Genomic DNA, 15,247 nt, shown 5'->3' with positions numbered 1-15,247 from the left:
TCAACAAGGCCCACGCAGCCGGAGAAGTGGGTCAACACCACGACCATCGACCCACGTCACGAACCAATTCTAACGAGCGCCACAGGTAGCCCTGCGGTCAAAATCCAGGAGTTCAGGCGCGATTCCCCAAGGAATCGACGAAAAATAACATCTGATCTCTTCCTCGCTGCATGTTTCCTACTTTTTCAGCGTCCACAAGCGTTCTACCGAATCAGGTCTCTCAAGAAAGACCGCCACCGGTTTCCACGCGCACGATCTATCACGACCCGACGCTTTCGCGCCGCCGCGCATGATCACCGCCACACGTGTTCTGCACAACACTCAGGCAAAGCTGTCCCGCCTCTGTCCCAGCCCTCCTCAGACCACATCCAACGCGACGCACAACACAGAGCAGTACAGCCACCAGATCGCCATCCGGCAACACAAACCCGCTCTCCCAGGACAGAAGGCCCCTCAGATTGCCCGAACACACCCGAAAGACCACTTTGAACAGCCTCTACATACGAAATTGGAGACGCGAGAAATTGCCCGCGCTCCCTGGCTCCGCTCTGCACACTCGCCCACGGGCATGGATATGAGGTACACGGGAAAGAGGTGTCGAGACAGCCATTCGACCAGCCGGAGTCCGAGCTGCGAGTCTTGCGTTTCGCTCTGCGCGGCGCCCAGTCGTGAACAATGGAGCGTAGAGCTGCTGCAGTACGCCCGCTGGATGGATCTGCGCTTAGTTCGCAGCGTTGTCCAGCACTACCGCAATACGCCGATCTCGCATTGCGGCACGGAACAGTGCGCTCCGTTCCATATCCGTCGACGGAACTTGGCTGATGGGTGCACCTGGTTTGGCCAACATCTGTTTTAGCGCCTCAACTGGGGAAAAGCGAGGATCGTCGTCACCGCGCGGGTCGAGGACGAGACAGCCATCCACTGCAGGTTGAGTCGATCGACGGCCATAGCCGTCGAGTTCTTGCCGCTACTGGGCGCATCGAACGCGACCACGACGCCACCCGCGTCAGCCGCGCATGACAGGTCCTCCAGTTCGCGCTCTCTGCCAACAATCGCCCGCACCATCGACAGCTTGTACACCCAAGGTTCGATGATGAGCGGCCGCTAAGCGGCATCGGCCGTCTTTCGTCAAGCGGATGAAAGACTCTTTCCTTCGGCCTCGTTCAGGTTGAGGGCGGATGTCAGCACCCGACCGACCGCTCCTGGACGGAAGCCTCTTGGCCACGCTCCAATTCACGCAGTGTGCGAACGCTCAGGCCTGACGACCGAGCCAAATCGCCTGCGACATCTGTGCCGCGATGCGGAACTGCAACAGGTGATGGCCAAATGAAAAGCCAGTCGGGCCTTGGAGACGCTCCGCACGTGACCTATTGAACCCGTGAAATGCGGTGAGAGACATCAGCATCACCTGACCTGACGCATCACTCGTTCAACACGCTTAAGAGTTCCGAGAGTGACCTTTCACCCAGGGCAACCAGGCGGGTCTCAGGATCGCCGCCCGACGACGAACCAGACGATCTCAAACCTTGATCGCCACACCCGCGAGTAGCCCCGCACACGGTCGGATGTCCGCCCTGCAAGACTTTCCAGGTGTCCAGACGCGGTGATGTAGCGACATCAAACCAGGCTCCACGATTGTGAGTTCACCGAACATCTGCTTGATCTCCAGTTCGCCTCTGGGATGAAGACAGCGGTTGGAGCCGGCGAGCAGCCGCCCCACCTCGTCCAGATGCGAGAGTGCCAAACCTGGCGTCAGGTGTGAGATCGCTGCGGAGCTACCAGCCGCGAAAGCTGCGCAGTACCTCGGCACCACGAGTTCCGGCGCTTGCTGGGGTCCGATCAAGTGGAGCAGTCCGATAGCCAGCACGCCGACTGGCTCGCGCAGGTCAAGAATTCCTTCTCGTATCGCAGTCCACAGCACCAGATCCACATCCAATACATTGGCATGAACGAACCCGGCGTTAGCCTGACCACCGATCCTGGCGCGCAATTTTCCATGCTCGATCACGGAAATATCATTGTCCACGTGCACCACCCGGATTTCCCTGCAGAGATACTCTGCAACATCCAGCGGACCACCCATGGTGGCAATTCCTGATCCCAAGTCAAGGAACTGCTTGATACCACGGTCAAGCATAAAGGACATTGCCGAGAACAAGAATGTACGGTCATGCAACAGAACCCCGCGTACCCACTGAATAACAGGAGAGAGCCGTCAACGTAGGCACGATCGAAAGAGAAGTGATCACCACCACCAAGAAGATAATCCTGCACCCGAGCCGTGCTGATCAGGCCCAAATCGTTCATGCTGACATTCGCCCGCGCATACGTCACACCTTTCGACCGGCTTGTCGCGCCGGAATATTCCGACCCATTGTGACCCTTCTACACGGATTCTTCTACCACACGCGGAGAGCGAGTTCACCAGGGAAAACAACAGTGCGCGATTGACTCGACTTACCAGGAGAAGCTTGTGCATCGCCGCAACCAATTCGGCCCACTGCAGGCTTGCTAATTCTGGTGGATCACCGGGGGCGGCCGCATTTGCACGAGCCTCGACCTCGTCCAGGATGACCGCGGATTGGCGACGAACGGCCAGCCGCAGAACTCTTCCAGCAGTGTGGCGTCTTACGGCGCATTAATTCCGGTCGCAGCAAATTTTGGACACCGCAGGCAAGCAACGCTCTCAGCGCACAGCGGTACGGCCAGGCCGCTGCCCGACTACCACTCCCTGCCCAACGATCTCTCCCACAGTCATGGACCAGCGGTGACGGGAAGCAGCGTTCGAGCTCCCCCCAGCGAACGGACGCACCAGTCCCTACAAACAGGTGCCTCATAACCAGGGCCCGTACCTAAGTCGGTCAGAGAAATTCGCTGATCGCAGCACCGTGGAAAGTGGATTCGTAGATGACGGCGAGTCTTTCATAGCGGTTGAATACGACCCCAGGTGGCGTTTGAGCCGGTTGATATCGCTCCACAATGAGGCCCTGATTTAGACTTTGAGGGCGAAGGTAGGTGGTCGGCCGGCTTCCGGCCCTTTGGCCTTGCGGGGCCGTGCTTGTCGGCCTCGCTCGGGCACAAACACAACCTAAGCGCCAATCTCACCGACTGGCTCAATAGCGTCACCGAGAGTCTGCTAGATATCCCAGACCTGCATAATCCTATTTGATCGAACCTCAACCTACGGTCAGCCCGAACCAGAGGGCGATGGAATGTCGCAAGAGAAATCAAAGTAAGCCACCAAAAGACGCAATCGATTCCCCTTCTGACAGTGCGGACCGCAGTGACATTGGTGATTATCTACTAGAAGACATTGACCTGCTACTGGCAGACACCCCTGAATGGGCGACCTTCACCCACAGGGAGGACAATAGATTGCCACCTCCTTATCGGCTGAGGGGTTTAGATGACCGACTACCTCACACCCCTGCTCTGCGGAGGCTGGCGGTGACGGGTTGACATCAGGACGGCTATGCCATCGCGGCTCCTGTGGGGCCGCATCGGTCGCTGTCCTGTCTGGTCGGGTGGGCCCGCCTTCCTTCGCCGGACGCGGGTGGATGGCCAGCGGCCAGGCCCCGGTCAGAACGAACAGACCAAATCGTTCCAAGGCCGCGGCGTTGTCTCGATGTGAGTTGCGTTCTTCCGCGAGCTCAACGGCATAAATGAACGAGGTCGCGCATCAAGAACCTGTCCTCTGCAGTCTGGTCGAGCAGATGCACGCTCGACAGCGCAGACAGATGGCCCTGTGCCTTGGGAGGTGGCTGGTTCATGAAGAGCAGCTGCCGCTTCATTCCGGACTGGGCCGCCTGGGGGCAAGCCCAGCAGCTGGAAGGTGTTGGACATCTTCGATGGCAACGCGTCATGTGAGTACGATAGAACGGTTCGCACGGCGAGAGTGTCGTTGACGGCGAACACATCCAGCGGCTGGCGCCGGGCAAGTTCGTCAGCGAGCGTGCGAGGTGGTGAGTTCAGTAAGCGACTGGGCCTTCCGCCGCGATCCGGAGTGCGCGAGGACGCCGCCGTCCCGCGCGATCCGCTATCACCGGTGCCGCTTCAAGAGTGTGTCGATGCGGGGTCCGACAATCCAGGTCACAGCTACGCGAATGCACGAGGCACGCACCCAGGTGAAGCCGTTGTGGACGACTCTCGAGAGGAAGGCCCCAACCGCACCACCATTGACAGGAAGGCATCACTCGGCAGCAGGTCGATGTTGCTGCCGAACTGTCGCGACTGCAAGCGCAGGGCCACCGTGAGGGGCGCTGAACCGGGGTGGGCGAACACGGCGCCAACAGGAGGTCCCTTCCACACCCGCAGGAACTAGAAGATCGTCAGTGAGGCGATCGCTGGTTTGCCAATTGGCAGGACCACCCGGCGAAAGATCATCCACTCCTTCGCCCCGTCCATCCGGGCGGCTTCGATCAGGTTGCGCGCAGTGTTGCTGAAGAAGTTGCGCAACAGGACGATCGCGAACGGCAGACAGAACTCGACGTGGAACAGCACGACGCCAGTAACGGTTCCGAAAAGGCCCAGCGAGCCGAAGAGCTTCGCCACCAGGAGCAATGCCACCTACACCGGCATCACCAGCAAGTCGACCACGACGAGCCTGAACGTGTCACGGCCGGGGAAATCGATCCAAGACAACGCGTACGCGGCCGACGCAGAGATGACGTTCACCAGCGCGGGTGGACCGAACCGCGATGTACAACGTGTTCAGGAACGACTGCAGCACCGTGGAGTCCGCGAGCAGCGCCGCGTAGTTGTCGACCGTCAACTCGGCCGGTTTGACAAAGACCGTCCACAAGCCGGAAGAGGTGTTCGCCTGCTCATCACCCGTCCACGTACCAACAACGTCGACGCTCGATCCCTTCGCACTCCGTCCCCCGCGGTGCCCTGCCCACAATCGGTGACGACGAGCAGTGCGGCAAGCACGACGCTGAACTTCCTAGCGCTGGTCAGCACTCCTTGTTCCAGATGGACGACCCGGTGGCCGGATCGAAGAAGTGCAGGCGGGAGGTGTCGACCCAAACCGCGACGGGCTGGCCCTCGAACACCTTGGTACGAGGGCTGAACCGGCCGACCAGAACGGTACGACCGTTCGCGGCCGGGAGCACGTCGTCGTCGCCGGTGTCGCCGGCCAGCGCGCGGGTGTCGGCTGTGACGACCGGTGACGCATCGACGGGGAAGTGCACGAGCACGTCAGACCCCATGGCCTCAACGAGATCTGCGACGACGTGGAGAATCCGGTCTTCGGACGCATCAACCAGCGTGGCATCCTCCATGTCCTCCGGCCGGATCCCCACGATGACGTCTTGGCCGATGCGGTGCTTCAGCGCGGGCCTGTCGTGCAGCACGGACGCGGGAAGCAGCAACGCGTCCGAGTTCAGCTCGAGCCACAGCTTCTCTTCTTCGCCGAACGTGAGCTTGCCGGTGACGACGTTCATGCCGGGCGAACCGATGAAGCCGGCGACGAACAGGTTCACCGGCCGGTCGTACAGCTCCTGCGGCGGACCGACCTGTTGCAGCACACCGTTCTTCATCACTGCCACCCGATCACCGAGCGTCATCGCTTCAGTCTGGTCGTGGGTGACGTACACGGTGGTGACACCAAGATCGCGTTGCATGCGGGCGATCTGAGCTCGCACCTGTACGCGGAGCTTGGCATCCAAATTCGACAAGGGCTCGTCCATCAGGAACACCTGTGGTGCCCTGACCATCGCCCTCCCCATCGCGACGCGCTGACGCTGTCCTCCGGACAGATTGCGCGGCTTCCGATCGAGATGGTCGTGCAACCCGAGCATCTTCGCGACGCGGCGCACTCGTTCGTCGATCTGCTGCTCGGGCATTTTGCGGAGGGTGAGGCCAAAAGCGAGGTTGTCGTGCACATTGAGATGCGGATAAAGGGCGTACGACTGGAACACCATGGCGACGTCGCGGTCCCGTGGTGCCACGTCGTTGACGACGGTGTCACCGATGTGGATCGTTCCTTCAGTGATCGCTTCCAGTCCCGCGATCATCCGCAGTGCAGTGGTCTTGCCGCAACCTGACGGGCCCACGAGCACCAGGAACTCGCCATCGGCGATGCTCAGGCTCAGATCGGTCACCGCACGGGTGCCATCAGCGTATGCCTTGCCAAGCCTCGTGAGAACAACTTCTGCCACGCCAACTCCACAGGTATAACCTATGACACCGCGTCTGCGGATCGGCACAGAACGTAATCTGGGACGCCCTAAGCAGGAGTTAAGGACTTCACACGGTGTTCCTAAGGCCCAAATCTTCTGCCCCGGCGCACATACCAGGTCCTGGTCGCTGTGCCTATCGTCGCCTGATGACAGATCACGGCCGCGTCACCGCCAACTTGCTGGGCCTTTTCGGAAGCGGCCGTGATAGAAGTGGATCCAGCCGGGTAGTGCTGTTCGGCGTTCGGTTTCTGATTGGTAGTGGCGTGCGTAGGCCCAGCCGCCGGCCAGGGTGCGGTGGAAGCGTTCGATTTTGCAGTTGGTCTGTGGCCGGTAGGGCCTGGTGCGCTTGTGCTGGATGCCGAGCTCGGCGCAGGCGTCGCGCCAGACGAACGGGCGGTAGGCGGAGCCGTTGCCGGACAGGACTCGTTCGACGACGGCTCCGCGTTCACCAAACCAGGCGCCCGCTCGGCGCAGGACGGCGGTGGCGGTGTCGCCCCGTTCGTCGGAGTGGATCTCGGCGTAGGCGATGCGGGAGTCGTCGTCGACGACCGTGTGCAGGAAGGCCTTGCCGGTCAGGGGTTTGCAGTCCTTGCCTTTGGGCAGGCCGGTCATGGCGCGTTTGTCGAGGTCGCCTTGCTTCCTGACGACGAAGCGGTGTCCGCCGCCGTCAGGGATGTTGCCGAACTTGGTGACGTCGACGTGGATCAGCGAGCCGGGGTGCGGGTGTTCGTAGCGGCGCAGGGGTTCGGCGGTGACGCGGTCGATGCGGGACAGGCGGTTGATCCGGCAGCGGGCCAGCACGACGTGCACGGTGGATGCGGCCAGGCCCAGCTGGCCAGCGATCTAGACCGGGCCCAGCCGGTGCCGCCAGCGCTGGACGACGATCCGCCGCACGACCGGCTCGGGTGTCCGGTTAGGGCTGTGATGCGGTCGTGAGCTGCGGTCGAGCATCCCGGCCTGGCCCTCGGCGTGGTGACGAGCGGCCCACTTGCAGGCGGCCCGTTCCGCGACCATGAACATCTTCGCGGCGGCCGGCAGGGGCAATTCTGCTCCACGATTAGCTGCGTCAGGCGCAATCGTGTCCGTGGTGTCAGCCTGGCGTTAGGGTGGGACACGAAGGCCTCCGGCACGTGAAGCGGTTCCTCGACAGCTCCACTTCACATCCAGAGGCCTTCACCTGTCTTCACGACAGGCCATTACGTCCGGAACAACGTTCCTGGACATCACAGCTAGACGAGTAATTCCGAAGTCTGGGCGGTGTCTGGAGACGGACGAAGGGTGTTCAAGATCAGTTTGTGAGGACCGACCTGAACACCCTTCTGACCGCACTCTACGTCAAGATCGATGACCACTTGGGCAGGCCCGCCCGGAGCGGACGGCCACCACGTCTGACCGACGCCGAACTGATCACCCTCGCCGTCGCCCAAGCCTTACTCGGCATCCGTTCCGAGGCCCGCTGGCTGCGGTTCCTGCCCCGGCACCTGCCTGGAGCTTTCTCCTACCTGCCACAGCAATCCGGCTACAACAAGCGGCTGCGCGCAGCCGTCCCGCTGCTCAAGCACACGATCCGGATGCTCGCGCTCGACACCGACCTGTGGACCGACGCGACCTTGGTCGTGGACTCCACACCGGTCGAGTGCGGCCGCTCCCGCGAGACCACCAAACGCTCCGACCTGGCCGGCTGGGCCGGCTACGGCTACTGCTCCAGCCACTCGCGCTTCTTCTGGGGCTTACGCCTGCACCTGGTCTGCACCCCGGCCGGACTCCCGGTCACCTGGGCACTGGCCAACCCCAAACTCGACGAACGCCAGGTACTCATGGCCATCCTCGACCACGATCCCTCGGTCCTGGCCGACCGGCCCGGCCTGCTGATCATCGGCGACAAAGGCTACGTCTCCCGCGAACTGGACGCGTTCCTGGCCGAACGCGGGATCCGGCTACTGCGCCCGTCCTATCGCAACCGCACCCCACACCCGGCCCAGCATCTACTCAAACCCGTCCGCCAGCTGATCGAGTCAGTGAACGACACCCTCAAGGGCCAGCTCGACCTCGAGTTGCACGGCGGCCGCACCATCGACGGCGTCACCGCCCGCATCGCCCAACGCCTGCTCGCCCTGACCGCCGCGATCTGGCACAACCGCGCCACAGGACAGCCCACCACCCGATCCCTGATCGCCTACGACCACTGATCAGTTAGGACTTACTCGTCTAGGGCGCGCCAACACGCTGCGACATGGCGAGCGTGATCACCGAACGCATGGCGTTCTGGTCGGAACATGCGGGGCAGCAGGGCAGGCTGTGCGACCTCTCGGTACCGGTGGAGGGAGCGGTCGTCGGCCTGAGTCAGGACCCCGTCGAGGCTATGCTCGACACATTGCTCGAACATGCCTTCTTGCGCACGAGGCCACCCGCTCCGCTGTCGGTCGAAGTCGTGAGGCACGCAGGGGTGGGTACGGCTGGTGGTGAAGGATGGCGGCACCGGAATCGCGGACGCGGAGGCTGCACTTCAGTGCGGGTCGAGCGCACGGGTTCGACCGGTCTGGGTCTGGCCATCGCACAACGGGCCGCAGAGTCGACCGGTGCCGGAGCGCAGGTTGATCGCGGCCGGTTGGGAGGTGCGCGAATCGCTTTTCCTTCAACGAGTTCGGTCACAGCACCGGGCCAGAAGGACCCTTGAGCCTGGCGGCTGTGGACCAGCTCGCGCCAGGCCGCGGCTGATCGCTGACCTACGGACGAGACGTCAGGTTGTGTGGCTCGCGAAGACCTCCATGCGAGCCACACACCGTCGTTCAAGATCGCGTTGCACCCTCGTCGCCATCGGGCAGGTCACTCAGATCAGCAGTGTTCGTGGTGGGCGTGACGTCGCGCGCCGAGCTCTCTGATCGCGCGTGCAGATCCGCCAAACGCGCTCTCGCCCGTGCCACCAGCACCCCGGCCTCACCGGCTGAGTCCTGCGCCACCTGCTTCACCAGCGCCGTCAACAGACCATCCGCGACTTCGACGGCCCTGTCACCATCTACACCCTCGGCCACAGAGGCACTCCCTTCACACTCGGTGCACCTCTCGACCCTGCCCTGCACAGGCACGTCACCAAGCCAGCAGCCGCGAAAACTGCCCAGCTCGTCAATGCACAGCGCCCGAATTACCTCAATACCCCCACCCCCACTGCCCTTAAGTGCACACAACAGCGCACTAATGTCTCGCCCCCGGCAATCCAAGGACCCGATATCTAGTCTCGGCGATCTTGGATCGCTTCAGTCGACTTTCGGAGAAGCCTTGCCGTCCCTCGGAAAATCGGCGCCGTCACATATGCTGCGCCTGGCCTGCCCGGCGGCAAGCGTGAGGTGAAGTTCGGCCGAGGCGAACTCAACGAGACCATCAAGCCGAACCTCACGCTTGCCACCGAGGCTCTCGCGCGCACGATCAATTCGGCCGGTCTGCGCCCGGCGATCTCGCGAGCGTGGTGCTGGTTGGTCGATCGTCGCAGATCTCGCTGGTCGCGCAGACTGTGTCAGCCGTGTTTGGCAAGCCCATGCGGGTAGCGCTGCGCCCGCCCCGCCGGTTCCCCGGCCTCCCGTTCCACCTCACTGGCTCGCCGACAGACCGATCGCCCGCACCCGCTACGGCGGAGCCCGCGGAACGTGAGCCGCTGGTACGCCTCAACGCCCGAAGCCTGGTGGTCGTAGCGGCGGCCGCGGTGCTGCTGGTCGCTGGTGTCCTCACAGCCGTGACTTTCAGGCGTCTCTTCCGATGACCACCAGCCCGCATCGACGCCGACGGCTGGACCGGCCCGAGCGACCGCGGCGCACCGGACGGCACCCCGTGTGCCTTCATCCGCGACGGCCAGGACGTCACATCGTTCCACGGCATGATCGGATCCGACGAGAACTGGGCTGGCAGTCAGGTCACCGCGGACGGGAACGCCGCGCACCAGGCGATCACAGTCCGCGCTGCCGACGTGCATGGTAAGGGCGATGGGAGGCGAGGGAACGAGCGCGGACCAGCTCTGCCTGCAAGACCTCGCAGGGCGCCTGGACGCGCAGCCGTTCCTGGAAACCGGCACCCCCACGTTCGAAGTGGTCGTGGCCAAGCGCCCACCGCCCTGGTGACGCTCGCCGCTCGCTGCCACCACCCGTGCCGAGCACCGCTGAACGCCACCGAACTGTTCAGGCAGCTTCCCCAGAGCAAGCAGACGACCGCGCGAATTCCTCTCTCATGTTTCGCTTCCCAAGGCCTTGATTCGTCCAATGTGGACGTGCTATTCCTGGTGCACACCACCAGCGCGTTCGAGGCGACGTTCGCACAGATCCACTAGGAAGCGGACGGTACGAAGCAGGCCAACCACTGACCGACTGAGCTTCTCTGGGCTGACGCGCGGACTGGACTCGGATCACGCTTTCAGGTCCCTGCCGACGCACCACATCCACACTGCGGAGCAATGAATACTTAACCTCCGGGACATAGAATCTTCTTCAGAGAAGAGCGAAATCGCCGGCAACTTACCCGAAATCGCCCGCCACTACCGACATGCGTTCGGCTGGGACGTCGAGGCGCGGGGAGAATTGCTCGAGGTTCGACTGAGCGGAGCACTCGCATCGTTCATCTTGCTGCCAGGGGACCTCTCGAAGGTCTCCACACACGTCGAAGCCGCCGGCGACCCGTTCGTCACCCTGCGGCTGCCCGCCAGAAACATGGAGCGTGGCGGTTCTTGATGGAACGCGAGCGCTCCCGTCAGCCCTGATACCAGGAAATCCATCCGGATCAGTACTTCCGGGTAGAGTTCCGCGGCCATCGGGCCCTATTCAGCCGGACGACGTGGACTCACGACGCGACACCCTCCAACGTGGACTGCGTCGTTCTATAGGAGGAAACCGTGTCTCATCCAGTTGGCGAACTACTATTGACGCTGAGACGCGCTTTTGTCATCGCGAACGACCAAGAAGGAGTGGAACAGGTCGTAGACCTGCTCACTGCGATGGCGAGCGCGGACGAGGCCGATGCCGCAAGAACACGCGGTGACGCAGCCGCGATGACGTTCCACATCGATGTACTCAACCAACAGTTACAGAAATTGCGCTCCGCAGATTTCTTCACCGAAGATCAGCACCTCCGATAAGAAACCTTCGTGTCGGCGTGACAGAACACCCGCGCGATCTGTCGCACGCGATTATGCCCGGCTCACACAAGAGCAGGGTATAATTCGTGTGCAGTAGCGTGCGATGGAGTTGAGGATCTGGTCGGTGGTCTTGGTCCAGACGTAGGGCCGTGGTTCGTCGTTCCAGGTCTCGGTCCAGGCGCGGATGTCTCGGTTGAGTGCGCGGACGCTGGTGTGGCTGCCGCGCTGGAGTATTTGGTCGTCAGCTCAGAGAACCAGCGTTCGACGAGATTGAGCCAGCAACTCGAGGTCGGCGTGAAGTGCACGGTGAAGCGCGGGTGTGCGGCCTGCCAGTGCTTGATCACCGGGGTCTTGTGAGTGGAGACGTTGTCCATCAACAGAAGCACCGCCAGGTCCGCGGACACCTCCTTGTCGATGGCGATCAGGAACTTCTTGAACTCGATCGCGCGATGCCGGGCCGCGCAGCCAGCCGATGACCTTGCCGGTGGTGATGTCCAGCGCGGTGTACAGACTCGACGTGCCGGGTGTGGTCGTGCGTGGCGCGCTGCGGCGTTCCCGGCAGCATCGGCAGGACCGGGGCGGTGCGGTTGAGCGCCCGGATCTGACTCTTCTCGTCCAGGCACAGCACCACCGCCCGCTCCGGCGGCGCGAGATAGAGCCCGACCACGTCCTTGACCTTGTCCACGAACACGGGTACTTGGACAACTTCCACGCCTCACGGCGATGCGGCTGCAACCCGAACGCGTTCCAGATCCGCGTCACCGCGGTGTGGGTCAACCCCGACTCCGCCGCCATCGACCGCGTCGACCAGTGCGTCGCGTTAGCCGACTCCAGCGCCGCGGCAATCACCACCTCGACCTGCTCATCGGAAGTCGTGCGCGGACGTCCCGGACGCGCCTCGTCCAGCAACCCATCCACCCGATCGATCACGAACCGGGAACGCCATTTCGCCACGGTTCCCCGCTGCACACCCAACTCCGCCGCGATCTCGCTGTTCGAGCCACCTTCGGCGCACCACAACACGATCCGCGCCCGCAACGCCAGCGCCTGTGCCGTCTTCCGGCGCCGCGCCCAGCCCAGCAACGCGCTCGCCTCGTCATCGGACAGCACCAGCTCAGGCAGCTTCGGGTTCGGCATGCTACCGAACCTGCGCCTGCACACGAATCGATGACTCAGGACACTAGTGCTTGGTACTTGTTGTGGACACGACACGCCGCCACTACGCATCAGAACCTTGGTGATCGCCACGACGCCAGGGACCAAACCTGTCTTCGACGCCGCGCATGTCCACGGCAGCGCTCACGTGACCGACGTTGGGGCCGACCTGCCTCACAGAACGACGTGCATCGCTCTCCTCGCCTGTGCAGCAGTCATCCTCACCGACGACCGAAAGCAGTGTCTGAAGAACGGAGACTTCGGTCGCGCTGTGAGCGCGGGCACCGTCACGGCCATCTGCGACACCCCCCGCCGGACTTCTCCTCGATCAAGGTATCAAGCGTCCCGATCAGGGATTCTCGACGCGATCTGACGGGGGTCAGGGCTCTTGATGCCGCGCTCGGCTCGGCGGTCCTGCGTGAGCTGATGCGGTAACGAGGCACGGGACGAGACCAGCGCGGCGAGCGCTATTGGTCACCGCGATGCTCGACGAGCGATGCGCTACACGCTGGCGTTTCAGTGGCCTTCCAGCGCGTTCACGATCAGCCTCGCGCCTTCAACGTCCCCGCAGATCGTTCACCGAAGAAGGCAAACTGCTGAACTTCACAGCTCGGCGGCGGCCTCGGCGATGAGTTCCAGGGACTCGCCCTCCCCCAGCGCCACCTCTCCCAGCCGCGCGAACCGCGCCCCGCACTCCGCCGTCAGCCCCGGCTCCTCGACGTACTCCCCCTTCAGGAACGTCTCCAGGTACACCACATCCCCGTGCTGCCGATGCGGAAACCCCAGCAACGTGAACGGCGACCCCATCGCCGGATAAGCACCCGCCCCCAACGGCACCACCCGCACGCTCACCGTCTCCTGCTCCGACACCTCCATCAAATGCAGCAACTGCGCCTTCATCACCCGCGGCCCACCGATCACCTGCCACAGCACCGCCTCCGGGAACACCACCCGCACCACCAACGGATCCCGATCACCCAGCCGCGTCGCCCACGCCTCCCGCACCATCGCCAGCCGCGCCGTCCGCACCGGATCATCACCCCGCAACACCGCGTTCGTATAACCGGGAAGCTGAAACACCGCCGGAACCAGGTCCACCGTGAACACGCTCAACGACGTCGCCTCGAACACCAGATTCGCGAAGTCGGCCGCCGGATCGAAGTTCACGTAGCCCTCGGAACGCACACGCGCCCGTTGCGCGTACTGCGCGCGCAGCACCACGGCCTGCCATTCCGGGGTTGGCACCTTGTAGACGTAACCGAGCGCCATGATGTCCATGGGCGCTGACGGCTGCACCGCGTTCTCCATCGTGGACAGCTTCGCGCTGCTGAAGCCCACCCGCTGGCCCGCCTCGGCGAGGCTCAGCTCGCGCTCCGCGCGCCACCCGGCCAGCTGCCGCCCGATGGCGCGTTCGAGCGTCGTGGCCCGGAAATCCTTCGGCACAGGGGGCTCATCCGGTGTGCAGCGATTTGATGAGCTCCAGTGACTCCTCTGGACTCAGGCTCACCTGGTTGAGCTTGCGGACAACTGCCGCGTAGCCGTCGACCGCGTCCTGTTTCTCCACAAAGGTGCTCGAGTTCAGTGCCTCGAGCCACACCAGCGGCTCGTACTTCTCGAACTTCAGCTGGATGAACGGACCGGACAGTCCCGCGTGCGCGCCGATCGAAGCGGGCACGATGCGGATCGTCACGTAGTCCCAGGTAGCCGCGATCATGAGCAGCAGCATCTGCTCGGCCCGCACCTCGGCGTCACCCACCTCGAGCCGCAGTGCGAACTCGTGGATGTAGAAGGTGCTGGCCAAGCCATCGCGGAGCAGCTTCCGCAACTGGATCTGAACGCACAGCCGCGCGGCCAGCTCCTTCTCTTCCGGTACCTGCGCCGAAGCCATCAACAGCTCACGCGTGTACTGATCAGTCCGCAAGAAGGCCGGCAACACGAGCGGTTGCCAGTCAATGAGCTCCGTCGCGGTGGCAACTTGGGCCATTGCGGTGGAGGGGCAAACCGGCGCAGCCTTTCCGTGCTGCTGCCACCAACCTCGCACGTCCCTGGTCGGATAGAGGGCGAGCAAACGCTCTCGTTCCTCGGCCTTCGGGCGGCAGACGCTCAGCAGGACCACCAGTTCGAATTCGCTGAGGTGTGCCTTGCCGTTGAGCACCTCCGAGATCTTGCCCTCGTCACAACCGACCAACTCGGCGACGTGGCGCGAGCTCAAGCCCGCGCCCTCGACCACCGCGCGTACGCCTTCGGCCAACTCACGCAGGCGTACGGTGGAAATCCTTCGTGGCATGCTTGTTCCTTGTGCTAGTGCGATCCCGAGTCCGAAGAGGACAGTCGTAGGCGGTGGCTTTGTGGAGCGGCGCTCGTGCGGGCCGTCATCGCCACCGTGACAGCGAGATGGACGTCGAGGAGCACTCGACAGGGCACCGCCACTCGGCGCCAGAACGGCCCGCTCCGGCATGCCCGGCAACAACCGTTCTCGTCAGCTCGGTGTCGGTCCGCCAGTCCCTGCAACGCCGCCACGATGCCGGGAACGTCGTGCCGCATCGCGGCGAGCGCCGCGCCCGCGTCACCGTCCACGGCCACTCGAAGCACCCGCTCGAGGTGCTCGTCGAGGTTGCGACGAAGTCCGACGAACAAGACCTGATTGCTCATCCGAAGTTCCTTCCACGCCTAGCGCGTGTCCTGTAAGTCATCGGAGCCAGAGCACGATGGCGGCGATGGTGAGTTCGGCCTGGTAGTAGGCGACGCGCTTGGCGTAGCGGGTGGCGAGGTCGCGGAACTGCTTGAGTCGGTTGAA

At 63.3% G+C, this 15,247-nt stretch carries 11 protein-coding genes and 2 pseudogenes; 3 read left to right on the top strand and 10 right to left on the bottom strand.

The genetic code is table 11. The annotated features are described in order from the left end of the window. Positions 1–852: 852 nt before the first annotated feature. The 5 genes and pseudogenes from QSK25_RS44420 to QSK25_RS44400 form a co-directional block, all read right to left on the bottom strand. Positions 853–1,080: a hypothetical protein gene (locus tag QSK25_RS44420; protein ID WP_285647662.1), complete on the bottom strand. Its 228-nt coding sequence runs from the start codon at positions 1,078–1,080 to the stop codon at positions 853–855. Positions 1,081–1,519: 439 nt separating this feature from the next. After that, positions 1,520–2,176: an SAM-dependent methyltransferase gene (locus QSK25_RS44415; protein ID WP_285647658.1), complete on the bottom strand. Its 657-nt coding sequence runs from the start codon at positions 2,174–2,176 to the stop codon at positions 1,520–1,522. A gap of 2,141 nt (positions 2,177–4,317) precedes the next feature. Next, positions 4,318–4,551 carry an ABC transporter permease subunit gene (locus QSK25_RS44410; protein ID WP_285647656.1) on the bottom strand — a complete coding sequence of 78 codons (234 nt, stop codon included), beginning with the start codon at positions 4,549–4,551 and terminating at the stop codon, positions 4,318–4,320. Positions 4,552–4,952: 401 nt separating this feature from the next. After that, positions 4,953–6,158 carry an ABC transporter ATP-binding protein gene (locus QSK25_RS44405; protein WP_285647654.1) on the bottom strand — a complete coding sequence of 402 codons (1,206 nt, stop codon included), beginning with the start codon at positions 6,156–6,158 and terminating at the stop codon, positions 4,953–4,955. Positions 6,159–6,344: 186 nt separating this feature from the next. Continuing rightward, a pseudogene (locus QSK25_RS44400) lies at positions 6,345–7,294 on the bottom strand (IS481 family transposase). Positions 7,295–7,474: 180 nt separating this feature from the next. Here QSK25_RS44400 and QSK25_RS44395 point away from each other — a divergent pair. After that, positions 7,475–8,368 (top strand): IS982 family transposase, encoded by an 894-nt coding sequence (locus QSK25_RS44395; protein WP_285647652.1) that lies wholly within the window; start codon positions 7,475–7,477, stop codon positions 8,366–8,368. 600 nt (positions 8,369–8,968) lie between these two features. On the opposite strand, the gene QSK25_RS44390 is transcribed toward QSK25_RS44395, so the two are convergent. After that, positions 8,969–9,211: a 4Fe-4S dicluster domain-containing protein gene (locus QSK25_RS44390; protein WP_285647650.1), complete on the bottom strand. Its 243-nt coding sequence runs from the start codon at positions 9,209–9,211 to the stop codon at positions 8,969–8,971. An 836-nt stretch (positions 9,212–10,047) separates the two neighbouring features. Between QSK25_RS44390 and QSK25_RS45540 the strand changes: the two genes are divergently transcribed. Both QSK25_RS45540 and QSK25_RS44380 read left to right on the top strand, forming a co-directional pair. Continuing rightward, positions 10,048–10,494 carry a putative glycoside hydrolase gene (locus QSK25_RS45540; RefSeq protein WP_352237100.1) on the top strand — a complete coding sequence of 149 codons (447 nt, stop codon included), beginning with the start codon at positions 10,048–10,050 and terminating at the stop codon, positions 10,492–10,494. A 558-nt stretch (positions 10,495–11,052) separates the two neighbouring features. Further along, positions 11,053–11,295 carry a hypothetical protein gene (locus QSK25_RS44380; protein ID WP_285647646.1) on the top strand — a complete coding sequence of 81 codons (243 nt, stop codon included), beginning with the start codon at positions 11,053–11,055 and terminating at the stop codon, positions 11,293–11,295. A 51-nt stretch (positions 11,296–11,346) separates the two neighbouring features. Here QSK25_RS44380 and QSK25_RS44375 read toward each other — a convergent pair. The 4 genes and pseudogenes from QSK25_RS44375 to QSK25_RS44360 all read right to left on the bottom strand — a co-directional run bounded on the left by QSK25_RS44375 (position 11,347) and on the right by QSK25_RS44360 (position 15,102). Further along, a pseudogene (locus QSK25_RS44375) lies at positions 11,347–12,432 on the bottom strand (IS630 family transposase). A 621-nt stretch (positions 12,433–13,053) separates the two neighbouring features. Further along, on the bottom strand, positions 13,054–13,893 hold the full coding sequence (locus QSK25_RS44370; protein WP_285647644.1) for a helix-turn-helix domain-containing protein: 840 nt from the start codon (positions 13,891–13,893) through the stop codon (positions 13,054–13,056). 7 nt (positions 13,894–13,900) lie between these two features. Next, positions 13,901–14,737: a helix-turn-helix domain-containing protein gene (locus tag QSK25_RS44365; RefSeq protein WP_285647642.1), complete on the bottom strand. Its 837-nt coding sequence runs from the start codon at positions 14,735–14,737 to the stop codon at positions 13,901–13,903. A 14-nt stretch (positions 14,738–14,751) separates the two neighbouring features. Next, positions 14,752–15,102: a hypothetical protein gene (locus QSK25_RS44360; RefSeq protein ID WP_285647641.1), complete on the bottom strand. Its 351-nt coding sequence runs from the start codon at positions 15,100–15,102 to the stop codon at positions 14,752–14,754. Positions 15,103–15,247 lie beyond the last annotated feature (145 nt).

The sequence above is a fragment of the Lentzea sp. NBRC 102530 genome (assembly GCF_030269365.1).
Taxonomy (GTDB): domain Bacteria; phylum Actinomycetota; class Actinomycetes; order Mycobacteriales; family Pseudonocardiaceae; genus Lentzea.
Note: the sequence above shows the minus strand (reverse complement) of the source record. Positions and strands in the feature narration are given on the sequence as shown.